Below are 25,308 nucleotides of genomic sequence, written 5' to 3'. Positions count from 1 at the left end.
GACGAGGGTCAGCGGGAGGGGACTTCCACCGTCACCGTTGTTCCTCCGCCTGGCTGCGACGTGATCTGCAGGCGTCCGCCTACCAGCTCCGCGCGCTCGACCATCGAGTGCAGGCCGTAGCCGCGGACCTCGGCCGGATCGGAGTCGGCGGTGGCGGAGGTGTCGAACCCGATCCCGTCGTCGGTGACCTCCAGCCGCGCGTGGCCGCCTTCCACGTCGAAGCGCACCGTGGCCGATGAGGCGCGCGCGTGCTTGACGATGTTCTGCAGGCACTCCTGCGCGATCCGGTACAGCGCGATCTCGACGTGCTCGGGGAGCCGGTGCTCGGCCAGCTCGACCTCCGTCTCGATCTGGGGTGTCGAGTGCGCGAGGCTCGCGAGGCCCCCGGCCAGCCCGAGGTCGTCCAGCACGGGCGGGCGCAGGCCGCCGATGGCCGAGCGGGCCTCGTCCAGGGCGAACCCGAGCAGGTCGCGCGCGCGGGTGAGCTGGGCCGCCACTTCGGCGGGCTCGCCGCTGCCCACGGCGTGCGAGGCGGCGTCGAGGTGGTAGGAGAGGCTGATGAGGCGCTGGGAGATCCCGTCGTGGATGTCGCCCGCCATGCGCCGGTGCTCGGCCTCCTGCGTGGCGATCACCCGCTCCACGAACTGCTCGTGCATCCGTTCCCGGGCCGCCAGCCGCCGGTGCAGGCGGGCCTGGTTCAGCGCCCCGGCGACCAGCCGCCCGATGACCCGCAGCAGCTCGATGTCGCGCGAGGTGAACTCGCGCCGCTGCACGGTGTGCACGTTCAGCACGCCGACCAGGCCGCCCGGATCGATCTCCATCGGGATCGACGCCATCGAGATGAAATCGGCCCCGCGCAGTCCGGGGATCGGGACGTAGCGCGGGTCGGACGCCTTGCCGTCGGGGAGCACCACCGGCGTCCGGTGCTTCGCCACCCATCCCGACACCCCGTGTCCGAGCGGCAGGTGCACGCGGCCCACCTGCTGGTCGAACGGCGGGGTCGCCCCGGCCAGGGTCAGCGAGTTCTCGGTGTCGTCGAGGAGGTGCACGAAGCACACGTCGGTGGCCGTCGCGTCGGTGATCAACCGGGCGACCTCGGCGGCGAGCGGCTCCACCTCCGGCCCGGTGGCGGTGAGGTGGATGACGTCGAGCAGCAGCGCGACCTCGCCGTCGCGGTCCACCAGCCCGCGGACGAGCCCGGGGCCGTGCCGGTGCTGGGCCATGGGCAGGCGCTGCCCCGTCGGACGCGTCACTGGAAGATCCCTTCCCGCAGGGCGGTGGCCACCGCGTTGGTCCGGTCCCCGACCTCGAGCTTGCGGTAGATGGAGCGCAGGTGGCTCTTGACGGTCTCGTCGCCGATGACCAGCCGTGCGGCGATCGCCCGGTTGGACAGACCCGAGACCATGAACGAGAGGATCTCGCTCTCGCGCTGTGTGAGCCCGTGCCGCGCACCGGGCCAGTACTCGTCGCGCTCCAGGCGTGCCGCGGTGTCCACGGCCCGCGCCGCCATCCCCGGGTCGATCACGGTGTCCCCGGCGTGCGCGCGCTCGATCTGCGCCACCAGCTCCTCCCCGCCGATCCGCTTCAGCAGGTAGCCGGACGCGCCGGCGCGCATCGCCTGGAACAGGTACTGCTCGTCCTCGTAGACCGACAGCAGCACGACCTTGCGCTCCGGGTCGCGCTCGCGCACCGCCCGGCACAGGTCCAGCCCGCTCGAGCCCTGCATGCGGACGTCGCACAGCACGACGTCGGGCGTGAGACCGACGATCACCGACATCGCACTGTCCGCACCGACCGCCTGGCCGACCACGCGCACCCGGCTGCGGAACGCGGCGAGCATCGCCTTGAGCCCTTCGATCACCATCTCGTGGTCGTCGACGAGGACGACCCGGACGGGCCCGTGTTCCGGCGTCACCATGCGAGGAGCGTAAGCGGCCGCGCGCTGGGGGAGGTGGGATCTGCGGCGCGATCGCGCCGCCCGATCCCCCGGCAGCCCCCCGGGAAGGGGGACGAGGAACCGGCCACACCTGCCTAGCGTCGGCGGCACGAGAAGGAGGTGGCGCGATGACGGAGACGGTGTCGCCGATGCTGGTCGCATCGGTACTGCCGGCCGATTTCGCCGACCTGGGCCGCCAGGTCCAGGAGATCGAGAAGGCCGGGGTCGACCGCGTCCAGTGGGATGTGATGGACGGGAGGTTCGTCCCCAACATCACGTTCGGGCCGGACGTGATCGCGTCCTGCCGGGGCCAGGTGGACCTGGGGTTCGAAGCTCACCTCATGGTCGCCGAACCCGACCCGATGCTGGCCCGGTGGGTGGAGGCCGGCTGCGAGATCGTGATCGTCCACGCCGAGGCGTCCCGGCACCTGCACCGCACGCTGGGACGGATCCGCGAGCTCGGCGCCCGGGCCGGGGTCGCGCTCAACCCCGCCACGCCACTGGCCGCCGTCGAGCACGTGCTGGACCTGGTGGACCTGCTGCTGGTGATGACCGTGAACCCGGGGTTCGGCGGCCAGGCCTACCTGGCCGGGATGGAGCCGAAGATCGCCGCGGCAAGGGCCGAGATCGACCGGCGCGGGCTGGACATCGAGCTGGAGGTCGACGGGGGCATCAGCACCTCCACGATCCGGACGGCCGCCCGGGCGGGCGCGCGGGTGTTCTGCACCGGTTCCGCCCTGTTCACCGGGCCGGGGACGATGGCCGACAGCGCACTCGCGATGCGCGCCGCCGCGACGGGGGAGATCGCGTGACCGGCCCCCTGAACGCCGCCGCCGGCGGGGCGGCCACGGCCGTCACCGTGCCGGCCGTGCACCCGGACGACCTGGCCGTCGACACGCTGCGGTTCCTCGCCGCCGATGCCGTCCAGGCCGCGGCCAGCGGGCACCCGGGGCTGCCCCTCGGCATGGCCCCCGCCGCGTGGGTGCTGTGGTCGCGCCACCTGCGCCACGACCCGGCCGACCCGGACTGGCCCGATCGCGACCGGTTCGTCCTGTCCGCGGGCCACGGCTCGGCGCTGCTGTACGCGCTGCTGCACGTGACCGGCTACGACCTGCCGATCGAGGAGCTGCGGCGGTTCCGCGCGCTCGGTTCGCGCACCCCCGGGCATCCCGAGCACGGACTCACTCCGGGCGTCGAGACCACCACCGGGCCGCTGGGTCAGGGTCTGGCCAACGCGGTGGGGATGGCGCTCGCGGAGCGGATGCTCGCGGCCCGCTGCAACACGGGCGGGCACCGGGTCGTCGACCACCGGACGTGGGCGCTGGTCGGTGACGGCTGCCTCATGGAGGGGATCAGCCACGAGGCGGCGTCGCTGGCAGGGCGCCTGCGCCTCGGCAAGCTGACGGTCGTCTTCGACGACAACGACGTGACGATCGACGGTCCGGCGCGGCGCAGCTGCGCCGATGACGTGGAAGGCCGGTTCCGGGCCTACGGCTGGCACACGCTGCGGGTGGACGACGGCACCGACCTCGAGGCCCTCGACCTCGCCTACGCGGCGGCCGCCGACGACGAGCGGCCCACGCTCATCGCCGTCCGCACGACGATCGGGTACGGCGCCCCCGAGGTGGAGGGAACGTCGAAGGCGCACGGCAGCCCCTTGGGCGAAGAGGCGATCGCGGCGATGCGGCGCCGATTCGGGTGGCCCGCGACGCCGTTCCACGTGCCCTCGCCGGTGCGCCTGGCCGTCGCCGAGCGGAGCGGCCACTGGGCCGCCGAACGAGCGGAATGGGAGCGGGCGCACGCCCGCTGGCGCGCCGCGCACCCGGACGTGGCTGGGTGCTTTCCCCTGGACCGGATCCCGGGGCCCCCGGACCTCACGGTCCTCGCCCCGCTCGCCGACCGCTGCGAGGCGGGCGGGGCGATCGCCACGCGGAAGGCGTCGGGCGCCGCGCTCGACCTGCTCGCGACGGAGTACCCGGCGCTGGTGGGCGGCTCCGCCGACCTCGCGTCGTCGACCAACACCGCGATCCCCGGCGGGGACGTCGGCCCGGGCGACTTCGCGGGGCGGACCATCCATTTCGGGATCCGGGAACACGGGATGGCCGCGGCGCTGAACGGCATCGCGCTGCACGGCGGGCTGAGGCCTTTCGGCAGCACGTTCCTCGTCTTCTCCGACTACCTGCGGCCTGCGCTGCGGCTGTCCGCACTGATGCGGCTCCCCGTCATCTACGTGTTCACCCACGACTCGGTGCACGTCGGCGAGGACGGGCCGACGCACCAGCCCGTCGAGCACGTCGAGTCCCTGCGCCTGATCCCGGGGCTCACCGTGCTGCGCCCCGGTGACGCCGCGGAGACGGCGCTGGCGTGGGAGCTCGCGGCCGCCGACCTCCACGGCCCCACCGCACTCGTGCTGAGCAGGCAGGACCTGCCGGTGCTCGGCGGCGACGGCCTGGACGACGCCCGGCGGCACGGCGCCCGGACGGTCGCAGACCCCACCGGCGCGGTCGACGTCGTCCTCGTGGCCGCCGGGTCGGAGGTGGCGCTGGCGCTCGACGCGGCCGCGTTGCTCGCGGCCCGCGGCGTCGGGTCCCGCGTGGTGTCGGTGATGTGGCGCGAGCGGTTCGAGGACGCGCTGGCCGCGGGGACCTACCACCTGCCGGACGTGCCGGTGGTGTGGGTCGAGGCCGGCGTGCGGACGGGGTGGCGCGCGACCGCCGGTCCCCGCGACGCGGTGATCGGGATCGACCGGTTCGGGGAGAGCGGCAAGGGGCCCGACGTCGCCGCGCACCTCGGGCTGTCCGCCGAGGCGGTCGCCCGGGTGGCCGTCCGGGTGCTGGAGGCATAGGTGGCGCCGCAGTTGCGCGCGGTGATCTTCGACGTCGACGGCACCCTCGCCGACACCGAACGCGACGGCCACCGCCCGGCGTTCAACGCCGCGTTCGCCGAGCACGGCCTGGACGTCGAGTGGGGGGTCGCCGAGTACGGGCACCTGCTCGCGATCACCGGCGGGCGCCGGCGGATCGTCGCGGACCTGCGGGCCCGCGGCTTCGGCGACGAGGCCGACGAGCTCGCCGCCCGCGTTCACCGCACGAAGACCGACCTGTTCATCGAGTGCGTCACGAGCGGCGCGATCGTCGCCCGTCCCGGGCTGCCCGAACTGGTCGCCGACCTCGCCGCCGCGGGCATCCGGCTGGCGGTGGCCACCACCGGCCGCCGCTCGTGGGTCGAGCCGTTGATCGACCGGCTGCTGGGCGCACACCCGCCCGAAGTCGTGGTGACCGGCGACGACGTGGCCGAGCTCAAGCCCGATCCCGAGGTGTACCTGCGGGCCCTCGCCGAACTCGGCCTGCCGGCCTCGGAGGCGCTGGCCGTGGAGGACTCGGCGGTCGGGCTGCGCGCGGCGACCGCGGCGGGCCTGGCGACCGTCGTGGTGACCAACGGCTACACGGCCGAGCAGGACTTCGCGGGCGCGGCAGCCGCCCTGCCCGGTTACGACGGCCCGGAGCCGCTGCGCGCGCCGCGGTGCCGCGCGCTGCACGGGCAGTGGTGGAGCGCCGCCCTGCGGCACGCCCACCAGGAACGAGGCGGCACGGCGTGACGGTGCGCATCGGTGTGAACGGGTTCGGACGAATCGGGCGCAAGGTCGTCGGCTGGTACGACAACGAGTGGGGCTACGCGAGCCGTCTCGTCGACTTCACCAACCTCGTCGCTCGAAGATCTGACCCGCATGCCGCGGTACCAAGGCGATGATCGTTGCGAGATCCATCGATTCGCCCCGCCGAGGGCGCTCACCTCGATCTCAGATCGATCGATCGATGCGAGGTCGAGCTCTTCGCCCTGAGCGGGGCGATCCGGTGGATCTCGCAATGATCTTGTTGGAGGCTCGAGGCGACCTCTACAGGAGCTGGCCTGTGCGGTGCGGGGAGTAGCCGAGGCGCAGGGACAGCTCGTGTGCCGCCTCGCGGGTGGCCCGGCCCAGCTCGTCGAGGCGGGAGGTCGGGACGCGCTGCTCCGGCCCGGCGACCGACAGCGCGGCGACGGGTCGGCCGCGGTAATCGAGGACGGGGGCACCGGCCGCGCGGATGCCGGGCTCGTTCTCTGCGTCGTCCACGCTGTAGCCGCTCTGGCGGCACCGCGCGAGCTCGGCGAGCAGCTCGGGCGCCGAGGTGATCGTCCGGTCGGTGCGGCGCGGCAACCCCGCCGCGATGGCCTGCTCGACCACCCACTCGGGCGAGAAAGCCAGGATGGCGCGGCCGAGCGAGCTGGTGACCGCGGGGTTGCTACGCCCGATCCGTGAGTGCATCCGCACCGGGTGCGGGCTGTCGATCTTCTCGATGTAAACGACCCTGTCCTCGTCGAGGACGCCGAGCGCGCACGTCTCCCCGGTGTCGTCGGTGAGGCGCCGCATCAGGTCGCGCGCTTCCGAGCGGATCTCGACGGAGTCGAGGTAGGACGCGCCGAGCTCCAGCAGGTGCCGGCCCACGCGCCACCGCCCGCCCTCGCCGGTTCGCGCGACCCGCAGGTCCTGCAGCACGGTGAGCAGCCGGTGCACCGTGGCTTCCGGCAGGGAGGCTGCGGTGGCGAGCTCCGCGAGCGTACGGCCGTCGACCGCCTCCGAGAGGAGGTCGAGGAGTGCGAACGCGCGGACGAGGTTGCGCGCGTGGCTCGGTTTGGCCGCGTCCTCGGTCGCGGGGGAGGCCGCTCGCCTGGTGGAGATCTGCTGCTCGGTCATGTCGGTCCTCGTCGGTTCTCGCTGAGGTAGAGGTGGGCGAGCCGTTCGTACAACTGCTCGGCCTGGGACAGCTGGGATACCCCGACGTGCTCGTCGGGTCCGTGTGCGACCGAGAGCCAGCCGGGGCCGAGGGCAGCGATCGAGGGGGTGCCACCGAGGTTGCTGAAGTGGGTGGCATCGGTTCCGCCGGGATATGCGCCGAACGGCAGCGCGCGGCCCAGGACGTCGACGCACGCCTGCTGGGCAGCGGTGACGACGGAGTGGCCGGGGTCGATCTCGGCGGCATCCATCCAGCCGAGCGAGCCGTCGGCGTAGCGGATCTCCCAGTCGACGTCGGCGGGGAGCGCGGAATCGAGGAGGTGGCGCAGCTCGCGGTCCAGGGTCTCGCGGTCCATCCCGGGTACCAGGCGGATATCGGAGGCGATCACGGCCTCGCCTGGATGGACACCGTAGAAGACGCCGCCCGACATCCGGACAGCCGCGTTGACGGTCGGTGTGCAGGGGATCGACGGGGCGCGTGCGACGTCGGGGGTGAAGTCCGCGATCGCGATGGCAGCCCTGGCGGCGGCGACGGTGGCGCTGGTGGGGAGGCGCTCGGACAGGCCGCTGTGGCCCTGCTTGCCCCGGACAACCACCTCGAAGCAGCAGATCCCCCGGGAGATCAGGTACAGCGCCTCCCACGGGTCCGACACTCCTGAAGGTTCGCCGATGACGATCGCGTCGGCGTCGACCAGGCCCTGTCGGGAAAGTGCGATGGAGCCGTGGTCGGAGCCGGCTTCCTCGTCGGCGGTGAGGATGAGCGACAGACGGCCGCCCCGCGCCGTTCGGGCCCAGGACCGGATGGCGAGGAGCATCGCCGCGACCGCGCCCTTCATGTCGGACGAGCCGAGGCCATAGGCGAGGTCGCCGTCCACGACCAGGTCGAGCGGGGGCGTGCGCCATGCCGACAGGTCGCCGATCGGCTTGGTGTCGAGGTGCCCCGACAGCGCCAGGTGCGGCCCGGTTCCGGCGTCGGCGGTGACCAGGACGTTGCAGCGACCCGGTGCGGTCTCGACCACCTCGGCGGTCAGCCCGCCCTCGCGGGCGTGGTCGGCCACGAACGCGGCGATCCGCGCCTCGCCGACACCCGGGTTCTGCGAGTCGATCGCCACCAGCTCCGCGGCCAGCTCCAGTACCGGTGATCCCACACCAAGCTCCCTTCCGGGTGGCATGCCAGGAGATGCCGTCCGCATCAAGTCTTGACGTAGTCTTCCATTTTTGCCTAGCGTTCGGAACCGCCTTCCAAATTTGCTCATCGAGGAGCGTCATGGGACGTGCGGAACCTGGAACACCGCTACCGGGGTGGCGCGCGCTGCTCGCCCTGCTGCTGGCCGTGGGGATCGCTGTGTCCGGCTGTTCCATGACCCCACCCGGCCGCATGATCGATGCTGGCGCTGCGCCGCCTGCGGGCGGCCAGCCCGGTCTCCCCGTCATCGGGGTTTCCGCGATCGACCTGACGTCGTCGTTCTTCGTCGGGATGCGCAGCGCGGGGGAGGAGGCGGCCGCCGACTACGGCGTCACCACGGTCTGGCAGAGCGCCGAGGGCAGCGTCGAGCGGCAGGTCTCGACGATCCAGAACTTCGTGAACCAGCGGGTCAGCGCGATCCTGATCGACCCGCTGGACAAGAACGCGTTGCAGCCTGCCATCGCCCGCGCTACCCAGGCCGGGATCCCGGTGGTGACCATGGGTAACAAGATCGAGGCCGACGGCAATCACAGCACCCTCTACCACGACGCAGAGAACATGGCGATGGTGGCGCGCGCGACCGGCGCATACCTGGGTGGGCGCGGTGAGGTGGCGCTGCTGGTCGGATCGCGCGGCAACTACGTCTCCGACACCCGGGAGCAGGCGTTCGCGTCCACGCTGCAGCGGGAGTACCCCGGTGTCCGGCTGGTCTCGGTGCAACCCACTGCGTTCGACGCGCGCAAGGCCTCCAACACCACGGTGACGTGGATGACCACCTACCCCGACCTGGACCTGATCGCCTGCATCAGCGGCCCGCTGTGCCTGTCCGCCAAGGCCACCGCGTCGTCACTGAGCAGGCCGGACCTGAAGGTGGCCGGGCACGACGGCGAGCAGGACCTCCAGCCGTTGCTGGACAACGGCTCGATGATCATCGACGTGCTGACCGGTCCCGAGCGGGTCGGGTACTGGAACGTCGCGGTCGGGGCCCGGCTCGCCAAGGGGGCCGACCTGCCTCGCGACCTGTACATGCCTTCGTACTTCATCACCACCGACGCGACGGCTGCCCAGCTTGAGCAGCGCGGGCTCACCTTCCCGTACGTGACACCCGAGCATGCCGCGGAGCTCAGCCGTTCCTACGAGTCCGAGTTCGGCCCGTCCTTGCCCGATTCCGAAATGACCACCGTCCAGTGACGCCCTGGGCGCCCTGACCCTGAAGGACAAGGCCATGTCCGCGATCCTGCGACGCAGCCCGCTGCTGGTCCTCATCGTCGTCACCGTTGCTGTGTTCGGCGTGCTGCGCCCCGAGTTTCTCAGCGTCACAGGCTTCCTCGACATCGGGCAGCAGATCGCAGTCACCGCGATCCTGGCGTTCGCGCTGACGGCCGTGATCGTCGCGCGCGGGATCGACATCTCGGTGGGCTCGACGCTCTCGGTGTCGGGCGTGATCGGCGCGCAGACGCTGTCGGCCGGGCTACCCGCGCCGCTGGCGATCGGCGCGTGCGTCCTCACCGGCGCGGCGATCGGCGCGTTGAACGGCGTGCTCATCGGCCTGCTCGGGGTGAGCCCGCTGATCGCCACGCTCGGCACGATGGCGTTCGGGAGCGGTGCCGCGCTGGCGCTGTCCGGCGCCTCCTCGATCGCAGTCGATCAGATCGCGATGCTGATGCCGGGCGGCAGCTACGTCGGCCCGATCCCGTCGTCGGTGCTCATCGCCGTGGTGCTCATGTTCGCCTGGATGCTGGTGCTCGGCCGCACTCTGTACGGCCGGTGGGTCTACGCGGTGGGCGGAAACGTCGACGCCGCCCGTGCATCGCTCGTGCCCGCCCGGCTGGTCCAGCTGTCGACGTTCGTGCTGGCCGGTGCCTCGGCCGGATTGGGTGCGGTCGTGATGATCGGTCGGGTCGGCTCGGCACAGCCGATGGCCGGGCAGGGACTTGAGTTCGCCGCCATCACCGCTGCGGTGGTCGGCGGCGCCAAGCTCTCCGGCGGGTCCGGCACGATCGGCGGCACCATGCTCGGCGCGATTTTCGTCGGTGTCGTGAACTCGGGCTTGTCGTTCCTGGCCGTACCGCAGCAGACCATCTACGTCGTGACCGGAGCGCTGGTCATCATCGCCGTGCTGCTCACCCAGCGGCAGGAGCTGACCGCATTGTGGGACGGCGCGCGCCGCGCGTTGCGAAGCGGCGAGGCGCGTGCGGGCACGTCGGTCGGCAAACGGCGCGCGCACCGCATCGAGCTGGAGGGCGTCGGCAAGAGCTACCCGGGTGTACGGGCGCTGCACGAGGTGTCGTTCGCGCTCGGCTCGGGCGAGGTCGTCGGGTTGGTCGGCGAGAACGGTGCGGGCAAGTCGACGCTGGTGAAGATGCTCGCCGGCGCCCACGAACCGGACACCGGGCGGCTGCTGCTCGACGGTGAGCCGGTACGGCTGCGCTCCGCCGAGGAGTCCCGCGCAGCCGGGGTCAGCGTGATCCACCAACACTTCAGCCTGGTGCCCGATCTGACCGTGCTGGAGAACCTCTTCCTCGGCCGCGAGCCGACCCGGTTCGGGGTGCTGCGTCGCCGCCACATGCGCGAGGAAGCGCGCAGCGTTCTCGACGAGCTGGAGCTGGACGTCGACCTGGACGCGCGACTGGCCGGGCTGCCGGTCGGCGAGCGGCAGCTGGTCGAGGTCGCCAAGGCGATGCTGGACGACGCGTGGCTGGTCATCATGGACGAGCCGACCTCGACGCTGTCCCAGCGCGAGCGCGAGCGGCTCTACGAGCTGGTCGGGCGGCTGCTCGAACGCGCCGTGGCGGTCCTCTACATCTCGCACCGGATGGAGGAGGTCTACCGGCTGGCCCCGCGCGCGGTCGTGCTGCGCGACGGCGAGCTCGTCGGCGAGGCCGACCTGTCGGAGGTGGCCGAGCCGGCGTTGATCGCGATGATGGTGGGCCGGCGGATCGACGCGGTGTTCGCGCACCGCGGGACCGAACCGGGCGAGGCGCTGCTGGAGATAGACGGGATCGCCGACGGCGGCCGACTGGTGGAGGCGTCGCTGACCGTGCGGGCCGGGGAGATCGTCGGGCTTGCAGGGCTGATGGGCTCGGGCCGTAGCGAGGTGCTGCGTTGCGCCGCGGGTCTGTCCCGCCGGACCGCGGGGCGGGTGCGGGTGGACGGGCGTGAGCTGCGGTCCGGCGACCTGCCCGAGGCGAACGAGCGGGGCGTGGCGTACGTGCCGGAGGAGCGGCTGCGCGAGGGCGTCGTGCCGGCGATGTCGGTCGCGGACAACATCGTGCTGGCCTGGCTGCGCAGCCACTCCCGGTTCGGCGTGGTGCCGCGGGGTGCCGGGCAGCTTGTGAGCGAGTCGATCGAGCGGCTGGGGATCAAGCCGCCGGCACCGGACCGGGCCACCGGCGTCCTGTCCGGGGGCAACCAGCAGAAGGTGGTGCTGGCCCGCTGGCTGGCCACCGAGCCGCGGGTACTGCTCCTGGACGAACCCACCAACGGTGTCGACGTGGGGTCGAAGGCGGAGATCCACGCGACGATCGGTGACCTGAAGGAGCGCGGGCTGGCCGTCCTGTTGGTCTCCAGCGAGCTGCCCGAGCTGCTGGGGGTGGCCGACCGGATACACGTTATGCGGGGTGGGCGCGTCGTGGGCGAGCTACCGCGCGGGGCGACCGAGGAGCAGGTCATGGAGCTGGCCTTCGGGCAGAGCCCCGCGGCCACGGCCGGACAGCACGAGATTCGATCTGGGAGGAACCAATGACCGTGAAGATCGCCGTTGTCGGGGCAGGCTTCATGGGGCGCCTGCATGCCCGAACCGTCGCTGAATCCACCGAGGCCGAGCTGACCGCCGTGGTCGACCGGGACCCGGAGGCCGGCCGGGCCACGGCCGAGGAGCTGGGCACCCGGCACCTCGCCGAGGTCGAGGACGCGCTGCAGGAGGACGTCGACGCGTTCGTGGTGGCCGTACCGGACCGGGCGCACGTCGGCCCGGCCACGACGGTGCTGCGCGCGGGGCGTCCGGTTCTTCTGGAGAAGCCGATGGCCGACACCCTGGAGGGCGCGCGGGCGATCGACCGCGCCGCCGCCGAGGGCGGGACCGGCGTGATGGTGGGCCAGCTCCTGCGCTTCGACCCGCGCTACGCGGGCGCCGCGGCCGCTGTCGCCGCCGGTGACATCGGTGATCCACTGCATGTGACGGCAGGGCGGATCGCGGCCCGCGACATCGGCCTGCGGATGAACGGCACCAGCTCGGTCCTGTTCTACCTGGGCGTCCACGACGTGGACGCGATGCAGTGGGTGACCGGCAAGCGCATCACCCGGGTGTACTCGCGCGCGGTCTCCAAGCTCATGCCGAGCCACGGCGTGCGGTCCGAGGACGCGATCCTCACCGTCGCCGACCTGGAGGACGGCACGATCGGTGAGCTGTTCAACGGCTGGACCCGCCGCTCGGACGACCCGGTCGGCATCGATGGCCGCCTGGAGGTGATGGGCACCGAGGGCACGGTCGCGGTCGACGTGCGCGACCACGGCCTGCGGGTGTACGGAGACGCCGGCCTCGCCACCCCGGACGCGCTGCACTGGCCGGAGGTCAATGCACGCATCCGTGGCGACCTTGCCGCCGAGGTGCGGGCGTTCGTCGCCTCCGTACGCGACGGTGCGACGTTCCCCGTCCCGACCACCGCCGCCATGCGCAACGTGGCGGTCAACGACGCGATCCTGCGTTCAGTGGAGAGCGGGAAGCCGGAGGACGTCGAGCTCGTCGACGAGGCCGAGTCGGCACGATGAACCGGCCCGGGACGGCGGCGCGGGACCTCGCGTTCCCCGATATCGGCGACCTCGCCCACCTGGACACCGCCACCATGGGCGTCCTCCCGGGCGAGGCCGCCGCAGCGCTGCACGACGCGATCACGCAGTGGACCCGCGGCACGGGCGACCACGGCGTGTGGGAGGCGGCCGCGGAGGAGGCGCGGGGCCTGGTGGCGGGCCTGATCGGGATGTCGGCGTGCGACGTGGCGTTGCTGCCCTCGCACGTCGCGGCTGCAGCCACGGTGGCACGGGCGTGGCCGCACGCCCGCGTCGTCGTCCCGGAGGAGGAGTTCCGCGCGAACCTGCTGCCCTGGATCGCCGACCGCGACCGGGGCGCGGTACGGCTCGTGCCGCCGCCCGCCACGACCGACGCGCTGTGTGCCGCGGTGGACCAGGGCGCCGACCTGGTCGCGGTGTCGAGCGTCCAGTCCGCCGATGGGCTGCGCGTCGATCTGCCACGTCTGGTCGAGCACGCGCACGATCGCGGGGCACTCGTGTACGTCGACGCCAGCCAGTCCCTCGGGGTGGACGCGACGCTCCGCCGCAGCGGCGCCGACTTCATCGCGGCCGTCGGGTACAAGTGGCTGCTCGGTGCCCGGGGCACCGCGTTCCTGGCAGTGCGGCCCGAGCACCAGCGGCGCTTCGCCCCCGTCCTCACCGGGCCCGAGTCGTGCGCCGACGGGGCGATCTACGGCGCCGAGCACCGGCTGTGGGACGACGCGCGGCGCTTCGACCAGCCCCAGGGGTGGCACGCGTGGGTCGCGACCGCGGCCTCGCTGCGCCACCTGTGCGCCTACGACCAGGCGGAGCTGGAGCGCCATGCCACCGGCCTCGCCGGGCGCTTCGTCGAGGCGGTCCACGCGCTGGGCGCCGCGACCGCCCCGGCCGACGTGCCCTCGGCGATCGTCGGCGTGGCCCACCGCGACCCGCAGGTCGCCGTCCAGCGGCTCCGGGACGCCGGGGTACGGGCAGCGGCGCGTGCCGAGTCCATCCGCTTCGCCTTCCACCTCTACACCACCGAGCGCGACGTCGACCGCGCGATCGCCGCACTCGCAGCGACTACCGGGAGCACGACATGACAGCCCTCGCCCCGTCCCGCCGGCCGTTGTCCCCGCGGCTGGCCGGTCCGGCAGTCGCACTCGTGCCCGTCGTCCTGCTGGTGCTGCTGCTGATCGCTTTCGCAATCGCGGACCCGCGCATCGCCGCACCGGTCAACCTGCGCAACATCCTGCTGCAGGCCGTTCCGATCGCGCTGCTGGCGCTGAGCGCCCACGTCGTGCTGGTGTCGGCGGGCATCGACCTGTCCGCCGGGTACGCGGTCGGGCTCTCGGGCGTGGTGATGGCGGGTCATCTCGACGTTGGCGGCAGCCTGCCGGCCGCCGCTCTCCTCGGCCTCGGTGGCGTCCTCGCGGTCGGCCTCGCGAACGGTGTCCTGGTCGGCGTCACCCGGTTGCCCCCGTTCATCGCGACGCTCGGCACGATGACGATCGTCCAGGGCCTCACACTGCTGGCCGCGCCCCAGGGCATGGTCCTGGTGGAGAGCGACTTCCTGGCCTTCCTCGGCCAGGGCTCGCTGCTCGGGATCCCCGTACCGCTGGTGGTCGTGGCCGTCGTGTCCGTCGCGCTGTGGTTCCTGATGCGGCGCACGCGCTTCGGGATCCGCACCTACGCGTACGGGTCCGACGAGCAGTCGAGCCTGCTGGCGGGCGTGCGGCGCGCGCCGCAGATGATGGGTGTCTACGGCGTCGCGGCCGTCCTGGTGTTCCTGACCACGGTCATGGTGGTCGCGCAGGTGCCGCTGGTGCAGCCGAACCTCGGCGGGATCAGCCTCCTGCTGGACGCGATCGCGGCCGCGGTTATCGGCGGCACCAGCATCTTCGGCGGCCGCGGCACGGTCGGCGGCGTCCTGGTCGGCGCGATGATCATCGCGCTGCTGACCAACGCCCTGCAGGTCCTCGGCGTGGATCCGTCCGCGATCGAGCTGTTCAAGGGCCTCATCATCGTTGTCGCCCTCGTGGTCGACGTGGCCGTGCGCCGCCTGCACCAGCGGGTCACCGGGATCGCCGGATGAGCGCCCGCGAGTGGACGCCGGTCTGCCGCGCCTGCGGAGCGCGCAATCCCGGGACGTGGTCGCGCTGCCCGGGCTGCGGCGGGGTCCAGGTACTGGAGGGCCCTCGGACCGTGCCGACGCCTTCGGGTGCCGGCGGTCTGTGGCGGTTCCGGGACGCCCTGCCGCCCGTTCGCCACGAGATCACGATGGGGGAGGGCGGCACCCCCCTGGTGCGCTGCGAGCGGCTCGCCGCTCGTGCCGAGGTGGCGCAGGTGCTGGTCAAGAACGAGACCGTCAATCCCACCCTGTCGTTCAAGGATCGGGCGATGGCCCTCGGCGTGAGCCTCGCACGCGCCGCCGACGCGCCGGGGGTGGTGGCGGCCTCCACCGGCAACACCGCGGTGTCGGCCGCCGCGTACGCCGCCCGCGCCGGCCTGTCTTGCCGGCTGTACTGCGCCGCCGACGCCGCCGGGAGCGCGAAGCTGCGCACTGCGCGGGCGTACGGAGCGGGTGTCGAGCCCGTGGACGGTGACTTCAGCTCCGCCCACGCCGCGGCCGCGGAGCTCGAGGCGGACGGGTGGTTCCCCCTGACAACCACGTTCCGCAACCCGTACCTGGTTGAGGCCCACCGCACCGTGGCGCTGGAACTGTTCGAGCAAACCGACGGCTTCGTACCGGACTGGGTGCTGGTACCGGTGGGAGCAGGCCCGCTGCTCGTCGGTGCGTACGAGGGCTTCCGTGCCCTCGCCGACGCGGGCCGGATCCCCCGCGTGCCCCGCATGGTCGCCGTCCAGGTCGACGCCTGCGCGCCTCTGGTGGACGCCTGGCGCACGAACGCGACCACGGTGACGGCGGCGAACCCCCGCCCGACCGTGGCCGGCGCCATCGCCGACCCGCTGCGCGGCTACGAGGACGAAGGCGTGCTCACGCTGGAGGCGGTACGCGAATCGGACGGCCTCGCCGTCTCCGTCCCGGACGAGGCCGTGCTCGAGGCGGTGGATGACCTGGCACGCCACGAAGGTCTGCTCGTGGAGCCCGCGGGAGCGGCGCCCCTCGCCGCTCTGGCGGCGCTGGCCGCGGACGGCACGGTCGCACCGGATGCCCGGGTCGTCCTCGTGGCCACCGGCCACGGCGCCAAGGAATGAGAAGGGACGAGGGAGAGCCCGTGACACGAGTGGCGATGGTAGGTGCCGGTCGCTTCGGAGCGCTTCATCTTCAAGTGCTCCGATCGCTGCCGGTCGAGGTCGTGGCCGTGTGCGAGCCGGACGTGGGGCGCCGGGCAGCCGTGCAGGAGGAGTTCGGGATCGCCGCGGGCTACGCGTCACTCGGCGAGCTGCTGGCACGGGAGCGCGTCGATCTCGTCGACATCGTGTCGGACGAGTCCTCGCACGGGAAGCTGGTGCTGCAGGCCATCGCTGCCGGCTGCCACGTCTTCGTCGAGAAGCCGATGTGCACGGACGTCGGCGAGGCGGAACGGATCGGTGCGGGGGCCCGGGAACGGGGCATCGAGGTGGTGACCGGGCAGATCAGCCGGTTCGGCGCGGGGTACCAGCACCTGCGGGACGTGCTCGACCGGGGCGAGCTGGGGCGACCGGTGAACCTGCGGTTCCGGCGCGACTTCAGCCGGTCCTGGTTCCCGGCGTTCGGGAAGCGGACCCATCCGGTCTGGGAGTCCGGGATCCACGACATCGACCTCGCCGTCTGGTACGCCGGGGCGCCGTGCCGCGAGGTCTACGCCGTGCAGCGCACCGTCTCCGGGCTCGAGCACCCGGACACGCTGGTCGCCGTGCTGACGTTCGCGAACGACGTGGTGGCCACGGTCGAGAGCGCCTGGCTCGTTCCGGACGCGGCGCCGCAGACGCTGCGGGGTGCGTTGGAGCTGGACGGGACGATCGACGCGGTGACCGAGCTGATCGGTGACCGGGGGACCGCGGCATACCGGCTCGCCCACGACGGGCTCTCGGTCCGCACCGACAGCGCGGTGGCGCACCCGGAGCTCACGCTGTGGCCGACCGTGGCCGGGCGGGTGTCCGGCGCGCTGCGGGACGAGCTGGGCTACGCGGTGGAAGTGGCGGCCGGGCAGCGGCCCCACGACGTGATCCCGCTGGACGAGGCCGTGGAGGGCGTGCGGATCGCAGCGGCGGTCCAGCGTTCCGCGCAGCGTTGCACACCCGTCACGCTGGCGGGCTGAGATGGGCGCGCGCAGGCTGAGCGACTCACTCTGGCTGGTCGACACGGGGTCCGCGTACGACTGCCACGTGTACGTGGCCGATGGCGGGAGCGGGGCGGCGCTGATCGACTGCGGGACCGGGCTGGCTGCCGAGCGCCTCCTCGAGGGGATCGAGGCGACCGGCTGCCTCGACCGCCTGTCGCACGTCCTCGTGACGCACTACCACGCGGACCACGCAGGTGGCGCGGCCGGAGTGCGCGCGGGGCGGGACGTGCGCGTGCTGGCGAGCGCCGAGACCGCGGCGGCGCTGGGCGCCGGGGACGAGGACCGCACTCAGGTGGCAGTCGCGCGTGCGGCCGGTGTCTACCCGGCCGACTACCGGTATCCGGCCTGCCGCGTGGACGAGGTGGTGGCCGACGGCGCCCGCCACGAGGTGGGGGAGCTGTCGGTGACCGTGCACGCCTCGCCTGGGCACTGCGACGGTCACCTGTGCTTCCTGGTCGACGACGGGGATCGGCGTGCGCTGTGCACGGGCGACGCGATCTTCAGCGGTGGACGGGTCTCGATCCAGCCGATCCCGGACTGCAGCCCGTACCTCTACGCCCGAACGTCCCAAAGACTGGCGGAGCTTCCGGTCGACATGCTGCTGCCCGGGCACCTGGATCTGGTCCTGACGAATGGGTCCGCCGATCTGGCCCGAGCCGCGGAGTCCTTCCGCCGGCTGATCCCCCCACCGAACATCCTGAAGGCAGACGATGCCGAGCCCGGCTGACGGGCGGGCGGGTACGGTCGCATCCGTGAGCAACGCCGCCTCGCTCCGCGCCGCCGTGCCGAGCCCGCTCGGGTGACGTCACGCCGCACCGTCGCGCTCGGCGCGCTGCTGGGGCTCGTCGTGGTCGTGGCCGCGGGGAGCCAGGGAACGGCCACCTTCACCGGACTGCGCTGGAGCCTGGATCGGACCGCGGGGCCGGCCGCGATGCCGGCGCGACCTCCCGTCCCGTCGCAGCCCCTGCCGTCCCGGGTACCGGCGACGCCGGGTGCAGGCGGCTCGTTCGACCTGTCCCGGATCCTGCTCTGGGTCGCGGTCGGGGCCGTCGTCCTGCTCGTCGCCGTGCTGGTGTGGCGCCGGCTCGCGCGCCGGTCGCCCCGCTCGACCAGCGGCGTACCGGCCACCGGCCCGCTGCTGCCGCCACCGCCCGAGCCCGAGCCCGAGCCCGAGCCCGTCCCGGAGCCGGAGCCGGAGCCGCCGGTCCTGCGCCGCGGGGTGGAGGAGGCGCTGCGGCTCCTCGACGAGGAGCGCGAGCCCGGCGACGCGGTGCTGAAGGCCTGGCTGGGCCTGCAACAGACGGCCGAGGACTCGGGCATCGTGCGCGGCTCCGCGGAGACCCCCACCGAGTTCACTGCGCGGATCATGAGACGGGTGTTCGCCGACGATCGCGCGATCCGGTCGTTGCTCGCCCTCTACCTGCGCGTCCGGTTCGGCGACCACCCCGTGAGCGCCGCGGACGTGGCACAGGCCCGGGAGGCGCTCGCGGGCCTGGCCCGGACGTGGGACGACGGCGCGGCGCGACGGCCCGCCTCGTGACCCCCGAGCTCCCGCACACAGGAGGGCTTGGCCGCCACCGCACCCGGGTCGGGCTCCTCGTCGCCGCGGCGACGCTCGTCAGCGTGGTGTGCTGGGTGGTCGGGCTGGACGCCTGGCACGCCGCCACGGCCGGGCTGGTCCTGGTGGCAGCGGGCCTCTGCTGGACGGCGCTGCCGGCGCACCGGGACGTGGCGTGGCCGCAGACCACCGGGCTGCAGGAGGAGGGCGCGCGGTGGGACGTCGCCCGGCTCTCCTGGTCGCTGCGCCCGAAGCGCGGGCGCGTCCCGCACGCGGGGCTGCGCCCGGTGCAGGACATCGCCCGGCGCCGGCTCGCGCCCCGCGGGCTCGATCTGGGGGATCCGCGGGACCGGCGCGCGATCGAGCACCTGATCGGCGAGGCCGCCTACGCCACCCTCGCGTTGCCCGCGAACCGCCCTCCACACGTGCGCGCGGTGCAGCACTGCCTCGACGCGCTCGACCGCCTCGACCCCACCCCCGCAGCAGAAGGAGACCCGGCATGACCGATGACCCCGCCCAGGCCCCGGTGCCGCTGGCGGTCGACGAGGTCGCGCGGCGCAGCGACGAGATCCTCGACGTGGTCGGCACGGTCGTGGTCGGGATGGCCGACGCCGTCGAGCTCGCCCTCGCGAGCATCCTCGCCGGCGGGCACGTGCTCTTCGAGGACGTCCCCGGGCTCGGCAAGACCCTCGCGGCCCGCAGCCTCGCCTCCGCCCTCGGCCTGGGGTTCCGCCGGGTGCAGTGCACCCCCGACCTGCTCCCCGCCGACATCACCGGCTCGTTCGTCTACGCCCCGGCGACGAACGACTTCGTCTTCCGGCGCGGACCCGTGTTCACCGGCCTCCTGCTGGCCGACGAGATCAACCGCACCTCGCCCAAGACGCAGTCGGCGCTGCTCGAGGCGATGGCGGAGGGGCAGGTCAGCGTGGAGGGGGAGAGCTTCGCGCTGCCGTCCCCGTTCCACGTGATCGCGACGTCCAACCCGATCGAGTACGAGGGCACCTACGCGCTGCCCGAAGCGCAGCTCGACCGCTTCATGGTGCGGCTCGCCGTCGGCTACCCGGACCGCGCGGGGGAGCGGCGCGTCCTGCTCGCCCGGGTCGAGCGCCGCCACGAGGTCGCCGGCGTGGACGCGGTGGTCGACGCGCCGACGCTGCGGGCCATGCAGGCCGGGGTCGAGACCGTCTATGTCGAGCCGGACGTCGCCGGCTACTGCGTGGACCTCGCGGTCGCGACCCGCGAGCACCGCTCGGTGCAGGTCGGCGCGTCGCCACGGGGCTCGCAGGCGCTGATGCTCGTCGCCCGCGCGCGGGCCGTCATGGCCGGGCGCGACTTCGTGACGCCGGAGGACGTCAAGCACGTCGCCGTCCCCGTGCTCGCGCACCGGCTCTCGCTGACGGCCCAGGCGTGGGCGGGCGGGATGACGGCCACCGACGTCGTGGCCTCGATCGTCCGGGAGGTGGCCGGACCGCCGACCGTCGGCGAACGCTCGGCGGCCGCCGCGGTGTCATGACGGGAGGTGAGCTGACGGAGTCGCCCACGGAGTGGGCGCTGAGCAGGAGCGGCACCGCGGTGGTGGCCGTCGCCGTCGTCCTCGCGGGGGCCGCACTCGTGCTCTCCCGGGTCGACGTCGCCCTGCTCGCGCTGCCGTTCGTCGTCGTGGCCGCTCGGACACGGGACCGGCGACGCAACGGCCGGAGCAGCACCGTGGCGGTGGACCTCGCTCCTCCCGCCCGCGGCGACGCCGAGCTGGAAGCCGTCCTGACGCTCACGCCCGCTCCCGGCGTCGACGGCGCCGCGCTGCGGGTGTCGAGCTTCGGCGGCGAGGCCCAGGAGATCGTGCTGGCCGCCGGCGCCCGCCCCGTCACGCTGCGGTTGCCCGTGCTGCACTCCGGACGCCACGAGGTGCTGCGTGTGGAGCACCGGCTGCTCGGCACGGACGCCGCGGTCCTCGGCGGTCCGCAGGGACCGTCGAGTGTGGAGCGCATCGTCCCGGTGCCCTACGCGGTGCTCGCGAACCTGCCGCTGCCGGGGCGGCTGCGCGGGCTGACCGGCACCCACGAGTCCTCCCGACCCGGTGACGGCGGCGAGTTCCGCGACGTCCACCCGTTCGCGCCCGGGGACCGGCTGCGCCGCATCGACTGGAAGGCCACCGCCCGGCGCGGCCGGTTCGCCGGTGACCTGTACGTGCGCCGCACCGCCGCGACCTCCGACGCCACGGTCGTCATCGTCCTCGACAGCGGCGACGACCTGGGCGAGCAGGTGGCCTCGTGGAGCCCGAGCGCGGGCACCACGACGGGGATCAGCTCCCTCGACCTCGCGCGGGAGGCCGCGGGCTCGCTCGCGGCCGGCTACCTCCGCGTCGGCGACCGCGTCGGGTTCCAGGACCTCGCGGGGTCCGACCGGATGATCGCCCCCGGTGGCGGGCAGCGGCACCTGTGGCGGTTGCTGCGCGCGATCGAGCTCACCCGGCCCTCGGGCGTGCGCGCCCGCAGGCGCCGGCCGCCGGTGATCCCGGCGAACGCGCTCGTCTACGTGCTGTCCACGTTCCTGGACGAGGAGGCGTCGCGCATGGCGGAGCTGTGGTCGGGCAGCGGGCACCGGGTGATCGCGGTCGACGTGCTCCCCGCCCCGGGCTTCGCGCGGGCCACCCGGGCGGAGCGGCTCGCCCACCGGATCGTGATGATGAACCGCAGCGACCGGATCCGGTCCCTGCAGGCGCAGGGTGTGGAGATCCTGCGCTGGCAGGACGACGGTCCGGGGGACCCGCGCGAGGCGCGCCTGCGGACGCTGTGCCGACCGGTGCTGTCCCGGCCGTTGCGGGGCCGGCGGTGAGCGACTCGTCGCCTCGGGTGCGCGCCCGGCCGCTTCCGGCGATGGGCCCGTGGTTCCCCGTGGCCGTGGTCCGGGTGGCCCTGGGCGTCGTCGGTGTCCTGCTCTGCCTGGAGCGCCTGGCGCCGGGCTTCTGGCTCGTCGTCGGGCTCGGGCTCCTCGGTGCCGCCGTCGCCGTCCCGGCGTGGGCCACGGCGTGGGTGCTGCTGCTCCTGCTCGCGGGCACCCAACTGCTGGAGCAGCCCAGCGCCCAGGACGGGCGCTTCTTCCTGCTCCTCGCCGGCCTGCACCTGCTCCACGTGCTCGCCGCGCAGGCGATCGCCCTCCCGCGGCGCGGCCGCGCGCAGGCGGCGGTCCTCGGACGCCCGCTGCTGCGGTTCGTCGCCGTGCAGATCCCGGTGCAGGCCGCGGCATTCGCCGCGCTCGCGCTCCTGGCGCCGGGCCCGGACGGCGCGCGCGTAGTCCTGCCCGCGGCGGGGATCGCCGGGGGCGTGGCGCTCGTCGCCGTCACGGTGCTGCTGATCGTGCCGCTGCTCCTAGAGCGGGAGCGTGGGCCAGGCCCCCCAGGGCTGTGACCAGTCGTAGCGCAGTTCCTGGTCCCCGGCGCGCCAGCGGCGCGGGGCGGTGGTGTCGAGCCAGTCCAGCGGCTCGATCCCGCCCGGCTGCCCGCCGTCCAGGGCGAGCCGGACGGCGGCGGTGAGGTCGGCGTCGGCCTGTGGGGTGCGGGCGGCGGGGTCGACGGAGACGAACAACGCGGTGCCGGACCGGGCCACGAGGTCGAGGAACCTGCGGTTGAGCGCCCACTCGGTGGCAGGCGTGCACGGCACGCAGTCGGCGTCCACCGCGTAGAAGCGATCATGCTGGGCCAGCCGGAACGCGAGGGTGTTCACGCCCATCCGGCGGGTGCGCTCCCAGTGCCGCCCGGAGGTGTCGTCCCCGGTGCGCTGCACCTGCACGAGCCCCGCGGCCAGGTGCCCGACGGTGTTGCAGCCGATCACCAGCGCGTCGCCCGCGGCCTCGGCGATGGTGCGGTAGAGGGCCACGAGCACCTCGGCGCTCGTGCGGCTGCGGTCGGCCATCCGCACACCGGGTTCGGGCATCTCGGGCGGCGTGCCCGGGTGGAACCGCCCGAAGACGTCATAGGTGCTGAAGTCGTGCTTGACCAGCTCGAAACCCCAGGCGCGGAAGCGGGCGACGTCGGCGGCCACGCCGGCCAGGGTGGAGGGGAGCGACGGGTCGAGGGGGAACCTGCCCGGCGCGCCGACGTCGGTCCGCATCCCGGCGGTCTCGATGCGGGACAGCAGCGGCCGGAACCACAGGCCCGGTCGGGCGCCTTGCGCGGCGATACCGGCGGCCAGGCCGGCCATGTCGTCGAACAGCCCGGGCAGGCCTGCGTCCCACGGTCCGCCCGGCGCGGTGCCGCCGCCCTCGGTCCAGCCGTCGTCGACCACGCAGAACGGGCGCACCGGGTGGTCGCCCGCGTACTCGGCGATCGTCGCGGCGTCGCGCAGCACGGCGTCGGGGCCGAAGTCCCGGCCGTAGGCGTAGTACCAGTTGTTGCAGCCGACGACCGGCTCCTCGGGGAGCAGCGGGTCCGGGGACATGGCCGCGCACAGCGCTCCCAGGGCCGCGTACGCGCTGGTGCCGTCGGCGGCGACGCCGACGACGGTGGCGGCGTGCAACTCCCGGTCACCGGGCAGCACCGGCAGGCCCCCGGAGCGGACGTCGAGCCAGAGCGTGGTGCCGTCCTCGTCCACCGTCCAGCAGCACAGGGCGCCCGCCCGGGTGCGCACCCCGAGGCCGGCGGTGGTGCCGGCGGCGGGGTCGGTGCCCAGCCAGTACCAGGGCAGCGGCCGATCCGGCTGGATGCCGCGCCACTGCAGCTCACCGTAGGACCGTTCCCACGCGTCGCCGAGCACGAGGGCCGGGCGGCCCCCGGGATGGCGGCGCCAGCGCAGCGCCACCGTCGACAGCCCGTGCGGACCGGGCGCGCCCACGGTCAGCCGTACGCCGCCGTCCGGCTCGCGGTGCGCGGTGACCTCGACGCCGGGCGCGGTCCAGCGGCCGGCCCCCGCGGAGGACGCGAAGCGGGGCGCCTCGCCGGCGCCGGTGACCACGTGGACGGAGTCGGGGAGGGGTACGTCGATCGTGAACACGGTCATCCCTTGACCGCGCCCGCGGTGAGCCCCTGGACGATGTGGCGGCTGGCGAAGGCGAACAGCAACATGGTGGGCGCGATGGTGAGCACGGCCGCCGCCGACATCGAGCCCCAGTCGATGTTGAAGCTGGAGATGAAACCGTTCAGCGCGGTGGGGATGGTCTTGTTGCTGTCGCTGTTCATCAACGTCACCGACAGGAAGAGCTCGTTCCAGCAGTTGACGAAGTTGAAGATGAACGCGGCCACGATGCCGGGCCGCATCACGGGCAGCAGCACCCGGAACAGGGCCCCGAACCGCGAGAGGCCGTCGATCATCGCCGCCTCCTCGAGGGCCTCGGGGATGTTGGCGAAGAAGCCGCGCAGCATCACCGTGCAGAACGGGATGCACACGGCGATGTAGACGAGGACGAGCCCGAACCGGTTGTCGACCAGGTTCAGGTCGGTCATCAGCAGGTAGAGCGGCCCCAGCGCGATGAAGGCCGGGATCATCTGGGTGACCAGGGCGGCCATCAGCAGCGCGGACTTCGTGCGGAACTCGAAGCGGGCCAGCACGTACCCGGACAGCATCGCGATCACCGTGGCGGCCGCGGCGGCCACGCTCGCGATGACCAGGCTGTTGACGAGGTAGACGCCGAAGTCGGCCTTGTCGAACAGGCCGCGGTAGTTCTCCAGCGAGAACGTCTCGGGCCAGTAGGCGATGGGCCAGGCGAAGACGTCGCCGGGCTCCTTGAGCGAGGTCACCACGATCCAGTAGAGCGGGAACACGGTGAAGAGCAGCCACAGCCCCAGGAAGACGAACTTCGTGGTCCGGCCGGCCGCGGTCTGGTTGCCGATCACGACCTCACCTCTCGCCTGTCGCGGGTGGCCAGCAGGAAGAAGATCGCGAACAGCAGCAGCCCGGCGACGATGAGCAGGCCGAGCGCGGAGGCCCTGCCGTAGTCGCCCTGCTGGGTCGTCTGGATCATCCACGTGGTCACGATGTGCGTCTCGTTGTTCGGCCCGCCGCCGGTCATACCGAAGATCAGGTCGGGGAAGTTGAAGGTCCAGATGATCCGCAGCAGCACGGTCAGGACCAGTGTGGTGCGGATGTAGGGGATGATGATCTGGAACAGCGTGCGCGTCCGGCCGGCGCCGTCGATCGCCGCGGCCTCGTACAGCTCGTCGGGGATGGACTGCAGCGCGGCCAGGATCATGATCGCGAAGAACGTGACGCCATACCAGATGTTGGCGGTCACGACGGCGACCATCGCCGTGTCGGAGGCGGCCAGCCACGCGATCGGCTGCTCGATGAGCCCTGCCTTCTGCAGCAGGTCGTTGACCGGACCGAACTCGGCGTTGAACAGCCAGCGGAAGAGGATGCCGATGAGGAAGCCGGAGACCGCCCAGGGGAAGAAGATCAGCGCCTGGTAGAGGCCGCGGAAGCGGAACTTCCGGCGCAGCCACAGCGCGAGCGCGAACCCGATCACCAGCTGGGGCACGATCGAGCCGACCACCCACACCGCGGTGTTGGCGAGGACCTTGCCCCAGACGGGGTCGGCGAAGACGTCGCGGAAGTTCTGCAGGCCCACCCACGAGGTGTCGGTCAGGTCCGACAGCTTCCAGTTGCGGAAGGCCATCTGGCTGCCCGCGATCACGGGGTAGTACGTGAAGATCGCGACGAAGATCGCGGCCGGAGCCGTGTAGGCGGCGATGACCAGGCCGCGGCGGGTGGTGAACTCGCGCTTGCGACCCGCACCTCCCTGCGGTGGGGCGGCTCCGGCGGGGGAACGCTGCCCCGCCGCGGGCTCCGTCGTCGCTGACGTGGCGGGCAC

24 protein-coding genes are annotated in these 25,308 nt (G+C 73.2%); 17 read left to right on the top strand and 7 right to left on the bottom strand.

Annotated features, from left to right (window positions below; translation table 11 throughout):
* Positions 1-8: 8 nt before the first annotated feature.
* Together CFP66_RS41080 and CFP66_RS41075 are read right to left on the bottom strand one after the other, a co-directional pair.
* Positions 9-1,253 carry a GAF domain-containing sensor histidine kinase gene (locus CFP66_RS41080; RefSeq protein WP_233160133.1) on the bottom strand — a complete coding sequence of 415 codons (1,245 nt, stop codon included), beginning with the start codon at positions 1,251-1,253 and terminating at the stop codon, positions 9-11.
* Positions 1,250-1,918 carry a response regulator transcription factor gene (locus tag CFP66_RS41075; protein ID WP_094930777.1) on the bottom strand — a complete coding sequence of 223 codons (669 nt, stop codon included), beginning with the start codon at positions 1,916-1,918 and terminating at the stop codon, positions 1,250-1,252. Before CFP66_RS41075 ends, CFP66_RS41080 begins: the two co-directional genes overlap by 4 nt.
* A gap of 146 nt (positions 1,919-2,064) precedes the next feature.
* Between CFP66_RS41075 and rpe the strand changes: the two genes are divergently transcribed.
* From rpe to CFP66_RS48305, 4 genes are read left to right on the top strand one after another with little or no spacing between them, the layout of a single operon-like run.
* A complete protein-coding gene (gene rpe / locus CFP66_RS41070) occupies positions 2,065-2,748 on the top strand; it encodes a ribulose-phosphate 3-epimerase (RefSeq protein ID WP_094930776.1) in 684 nt (227 codons plus the stop codon).
* A complete protein-coding gene (tkt, locus tag CFP66_RS41065) occupies positions 2,745-4,781 on the top strand; it encodes a transketolase (protein WP_233160131.1) in 2,037 nt (678 codons plus the stop codon). Before rpe ends, tkt begins: the two co-directional genes overlap by 4 nt.
* Positions 4,782-5,534, top strand: a complete 753-nt coding sequence (locus tag CFP66_RS41060; protein ID WP_198962018.1) for an HAD-IA family hydrolase — start codon at positions 4,782-4,784, stop codon at positions 5,532-5,534. It abuts the gene before it with no gap.
* Positions 5,531-5,686, top strand: coding sequence for a hypothetical protein (locus CFP66_RS48305; protein WP_158228422.1), 156 nt, complete (start codon positions 5,531-5,533; stop codon positions 5,684-5,686). The genes CFP66_RS41060 and CFP66_RS48305 overlap by 4 nt, the downstream gene beginning before the upstream one ends.
* Before the next feature lie 145 nt (positions 5,687-5,831).
* Here the strand turns inward: CFP66_RS48305 and CFP66_RS41055 are convergent, their stop codons facing one another.
* Both CFP66_RS41055 and CFP66_RS41050 read right to left on the bottom strand, forming a co-directional pair.
* Positions 5,832-6,668 (bottom strand): IclR family transcriptional regulator, encoded by an 837-nt coding sequence (locus CFP66_RS41055; protein ID WP_094930775.1) that lies wholly within the window; start codon positions 6,666-6,668, stop codon positions 5,832-5,834.
* Complete coding sequence (locus CFP66_RS41050; protein WP_158228421.1) at positions 6,665-7,855, bottom strand: M20 family metallopeptidase; 1,191 nt, start codon at positions 7,853-7,855, stop codon at positions 6,665-6,667. Before CFP66_RS41050 ends, CFP66_RS41055 begins: the two co-directional genes overlap by 4 nt.
* Positions 7,856-7,887: 32 nt before the next feature.
* On the opposite strand from CFP66_RS41050, the gene CFP66_RS41045 reads away from it, so the two are divergent.
* The 13 genes from CFP66_RS41045 (at position 7,888) to CFP66_RS40985 (ending at position 21,914) form a co-directional block, all read left to right on the top strand.
* Positions 7,888-9,084, top strand: coding sequence for a sugar ABC transporter substrate-binding protein (locus CFP66_RS41045; protein WP_143517559.1), 1,197 nt, complete (start codon positions 7,888-7,890; stop codon positions 9,082-9,084).
* A 34-nt stretch (positions 9,085-9,118) separates the two neighbouring features.
* A complete protein-coding gene (locus CFP66_RS41040; protein WP_198962017.1) occupies positions 9,119-11,638 on the top strand; it encodes an ATP-binding cassette domain-containing protein in 2,520 nt (839 codons plus the stop codon).
* Positions 11,635-12,663: a Gfo/Idh/MocA family protein gene (locus tag CFP66_RS41035; protein WP_094930773.1), complete on the top strand. Its 1,029-nt coding sequence runs from the start codon at positions 11,635-11,637 to the stop codon at positions 12,661-12,663. Before CFP66_RS41040 ends, CFP66_RS41035 begins: the two co-directional genes overlap by 4 nt.
* On the top strand, positions 12,660-13,763 hold the full coding sequence (locus CFP66_RS41030) for an aminotransferase class V-fold PLP-dependent enzyme (protein WP_094930772.1): 1,104 nt from the start codon (positions 12,660-12,662) through the stop codon (positions 13,761-13,763). The genes CFP66_RS41035 and CFP66_RS41030 overlap by 4 nt, the downstream gene beginning before the upstream one ends.
* Complete coding sequence (locus CFP66_RS41025) at positions 13,760-14,755, top strand: ABC transporter permease (protein ID WP_094930771.1); 996 nt, start codon at positions 13,760-13,762, stop codon at positions 14,753-14,755. The genes CFP66_RS41030 and CFP66_RS41025 overlap by 4 nt, the downstream gene beginning before the upstream one ends.
* Positions 14,752-15,879 carry a threonine synthase gene (gene thrC / locus CFP66_RS41020; RefSeq protein ID WP_094930770.1) on the top strand — a complete coding sequence of 376 codons (1,128 nt, stop codon included), beginning with the start codon at positions 14,752-14,754 and terminating at the stop codon, positions 15,877-15,879. The genes CFP66_RS41025 and thrC overlap by 4 nt, the downstream gene beginning before the upstream one ends.
* Positions 15,876-16,925, top strand: coding sequence for a Gfo/Idh/MocA family protein (locus CFP66_RS41015; protein ID WP_094930769.1), 1,050 nt, complete (start codon positions 15,876-15,878; stop codon positions 16,923-16,925). The genes thrC and CFP66_RS41015 overlap by 4 nt, the downstream gene beginning before the upstream one ends.
* A gap of 67 nt (positions 16,926-16,992) precedes the next feature.
* The gene (locus CFP66_RS41010) at positions 16,993-17,676 is read left to right on the top strand and encodes an MBL fold metallo-hydrolase (protein WP_158228419.1); all 684 of its coding nucleotides are present in this window, start codon (positions 16,993-16,995) and stop codon (positions 17,674-17,676) included.
* Between the two features lie 72 nt (positions 17,677-17,748).
* A complete protein-coding gene (locus CFP66_RS41005; protein ID WP_094930767.1) occupies positions 17,749-18,489 on the top strand; it encodes a DUF4129 domain-containing protein in 741 nt (246 codons plus the stop codon).
* Positions 18,486-19,010: a hypothetical protein gene (locus tag CFP66_RS41000; protein ID WP_143517558.1), complete on the top strand. Its 525-nt coding sequence runs from the start codon at positions 18,486-18,488 to the stop codon at positions 19,008-19,010. Before CFP66_RS41005 ends, CFP66_RS41000 begins: the two co-directional genes overlap by 4 nt.
* Positions 19,007-20,020, top strand: a complete 1,014-nt coding sequence (locus CFP66_RS40995; protein ID WP_094930765.1) for a MoxR family ATPase — start codon at positions 19,007-19,009, stop codon at positions 20,018-20,020. The genes CFP66_RS41000 and CFP66_RS40995 overlap by 4 nt, the downstream gene beginning before the upstream one ends.
* Entirely contained in the window at positions 20,017-21,342 is a 1,326-nt protein-coding gene (locus tag CFP66_RS40990; protein ID WP_094930764.1) for a DUF58 domain-containing protein, read from the top strand. Before CFP66_RS40995 ends, CFP66_RS40990 begins: the two co-directional genes overlap by 4 nt.
* Positions 21,339-21,914, top strand: coding sequence for a hypothetical protein (locus CFP66_RS40985; protein WP_143517557.1), 576 nt, complete (start codon positions 21,339-21,341; stop codon positions 21,912-21,914). Before CFP66_RS40990 ends, CFP66_RS40985 begins: the two co-directional genes overlap by 4 nt.
* Here the strand turns inward: CFP66_RS40985 and CFP66_RS40980 are convergent.
* From CFP66_RS40980 to CFP66_RS40970, 3 genes are read right to left on the bottom strand one after another with little or no spacing between them, the layout of a single operon-like run.
* Positions 21,876-23,501: a hypothetical protein gene (locus CFP66_RS40980; protein ID WP_198962016.1), complete on the bottom strand. Its 1,626-nt coding sequence runs from the start codon at positions 23,499-23,501 to the stop codon at positions 21,876-21,878. The genes CFP66_RS40985 and CFP66_RS40980 overlap by 39 nt on opposite strands.
* Positions 23,498-24,334: a carbohydrate ABC transporter permease gene (locus CFP66_RS40975; protein WP_094930762.1), complete on the bottom strand. Its 837-nt coding sequence runs from the start codon at positions 24,332-24,334 to the stop codon at positions 23,498-23,500. Before CFP66_RS40975 ends, CFP66_RS40980 begins: the two co-directional genes overlap by 4 nt.
* The gene (locus tag CFP66_RS40970) at positions 24,331-25,308 is read right to left on the bottom strand and encodes a carbohydrate ABC transporter permease (protein ID WP_094930761.1); all 978 of its coding nucleotides are present in this window, start codon (positions 25,306-25,308) and stop codon (positions 24,331-24,333) included. Before CFP66_RS40970 ends, CFP66_RS40975 begins: the two co-directional genes overlap by 4 nt.

It is taken from the genome of Pseudonocardia sp. MH-G8, from assembly GCF_002262885.1.
In the GTDB taxonomy this organism is placed as follows: domain Bacteria; phylum Actinomycetota; class Actinomycetes; order Mycobacteriales; family Pseudonocardiaceae; genus Pseudonocardia.
This window is presented reverse-complemented; position numbering and strand designations above follow the sequence as displayed.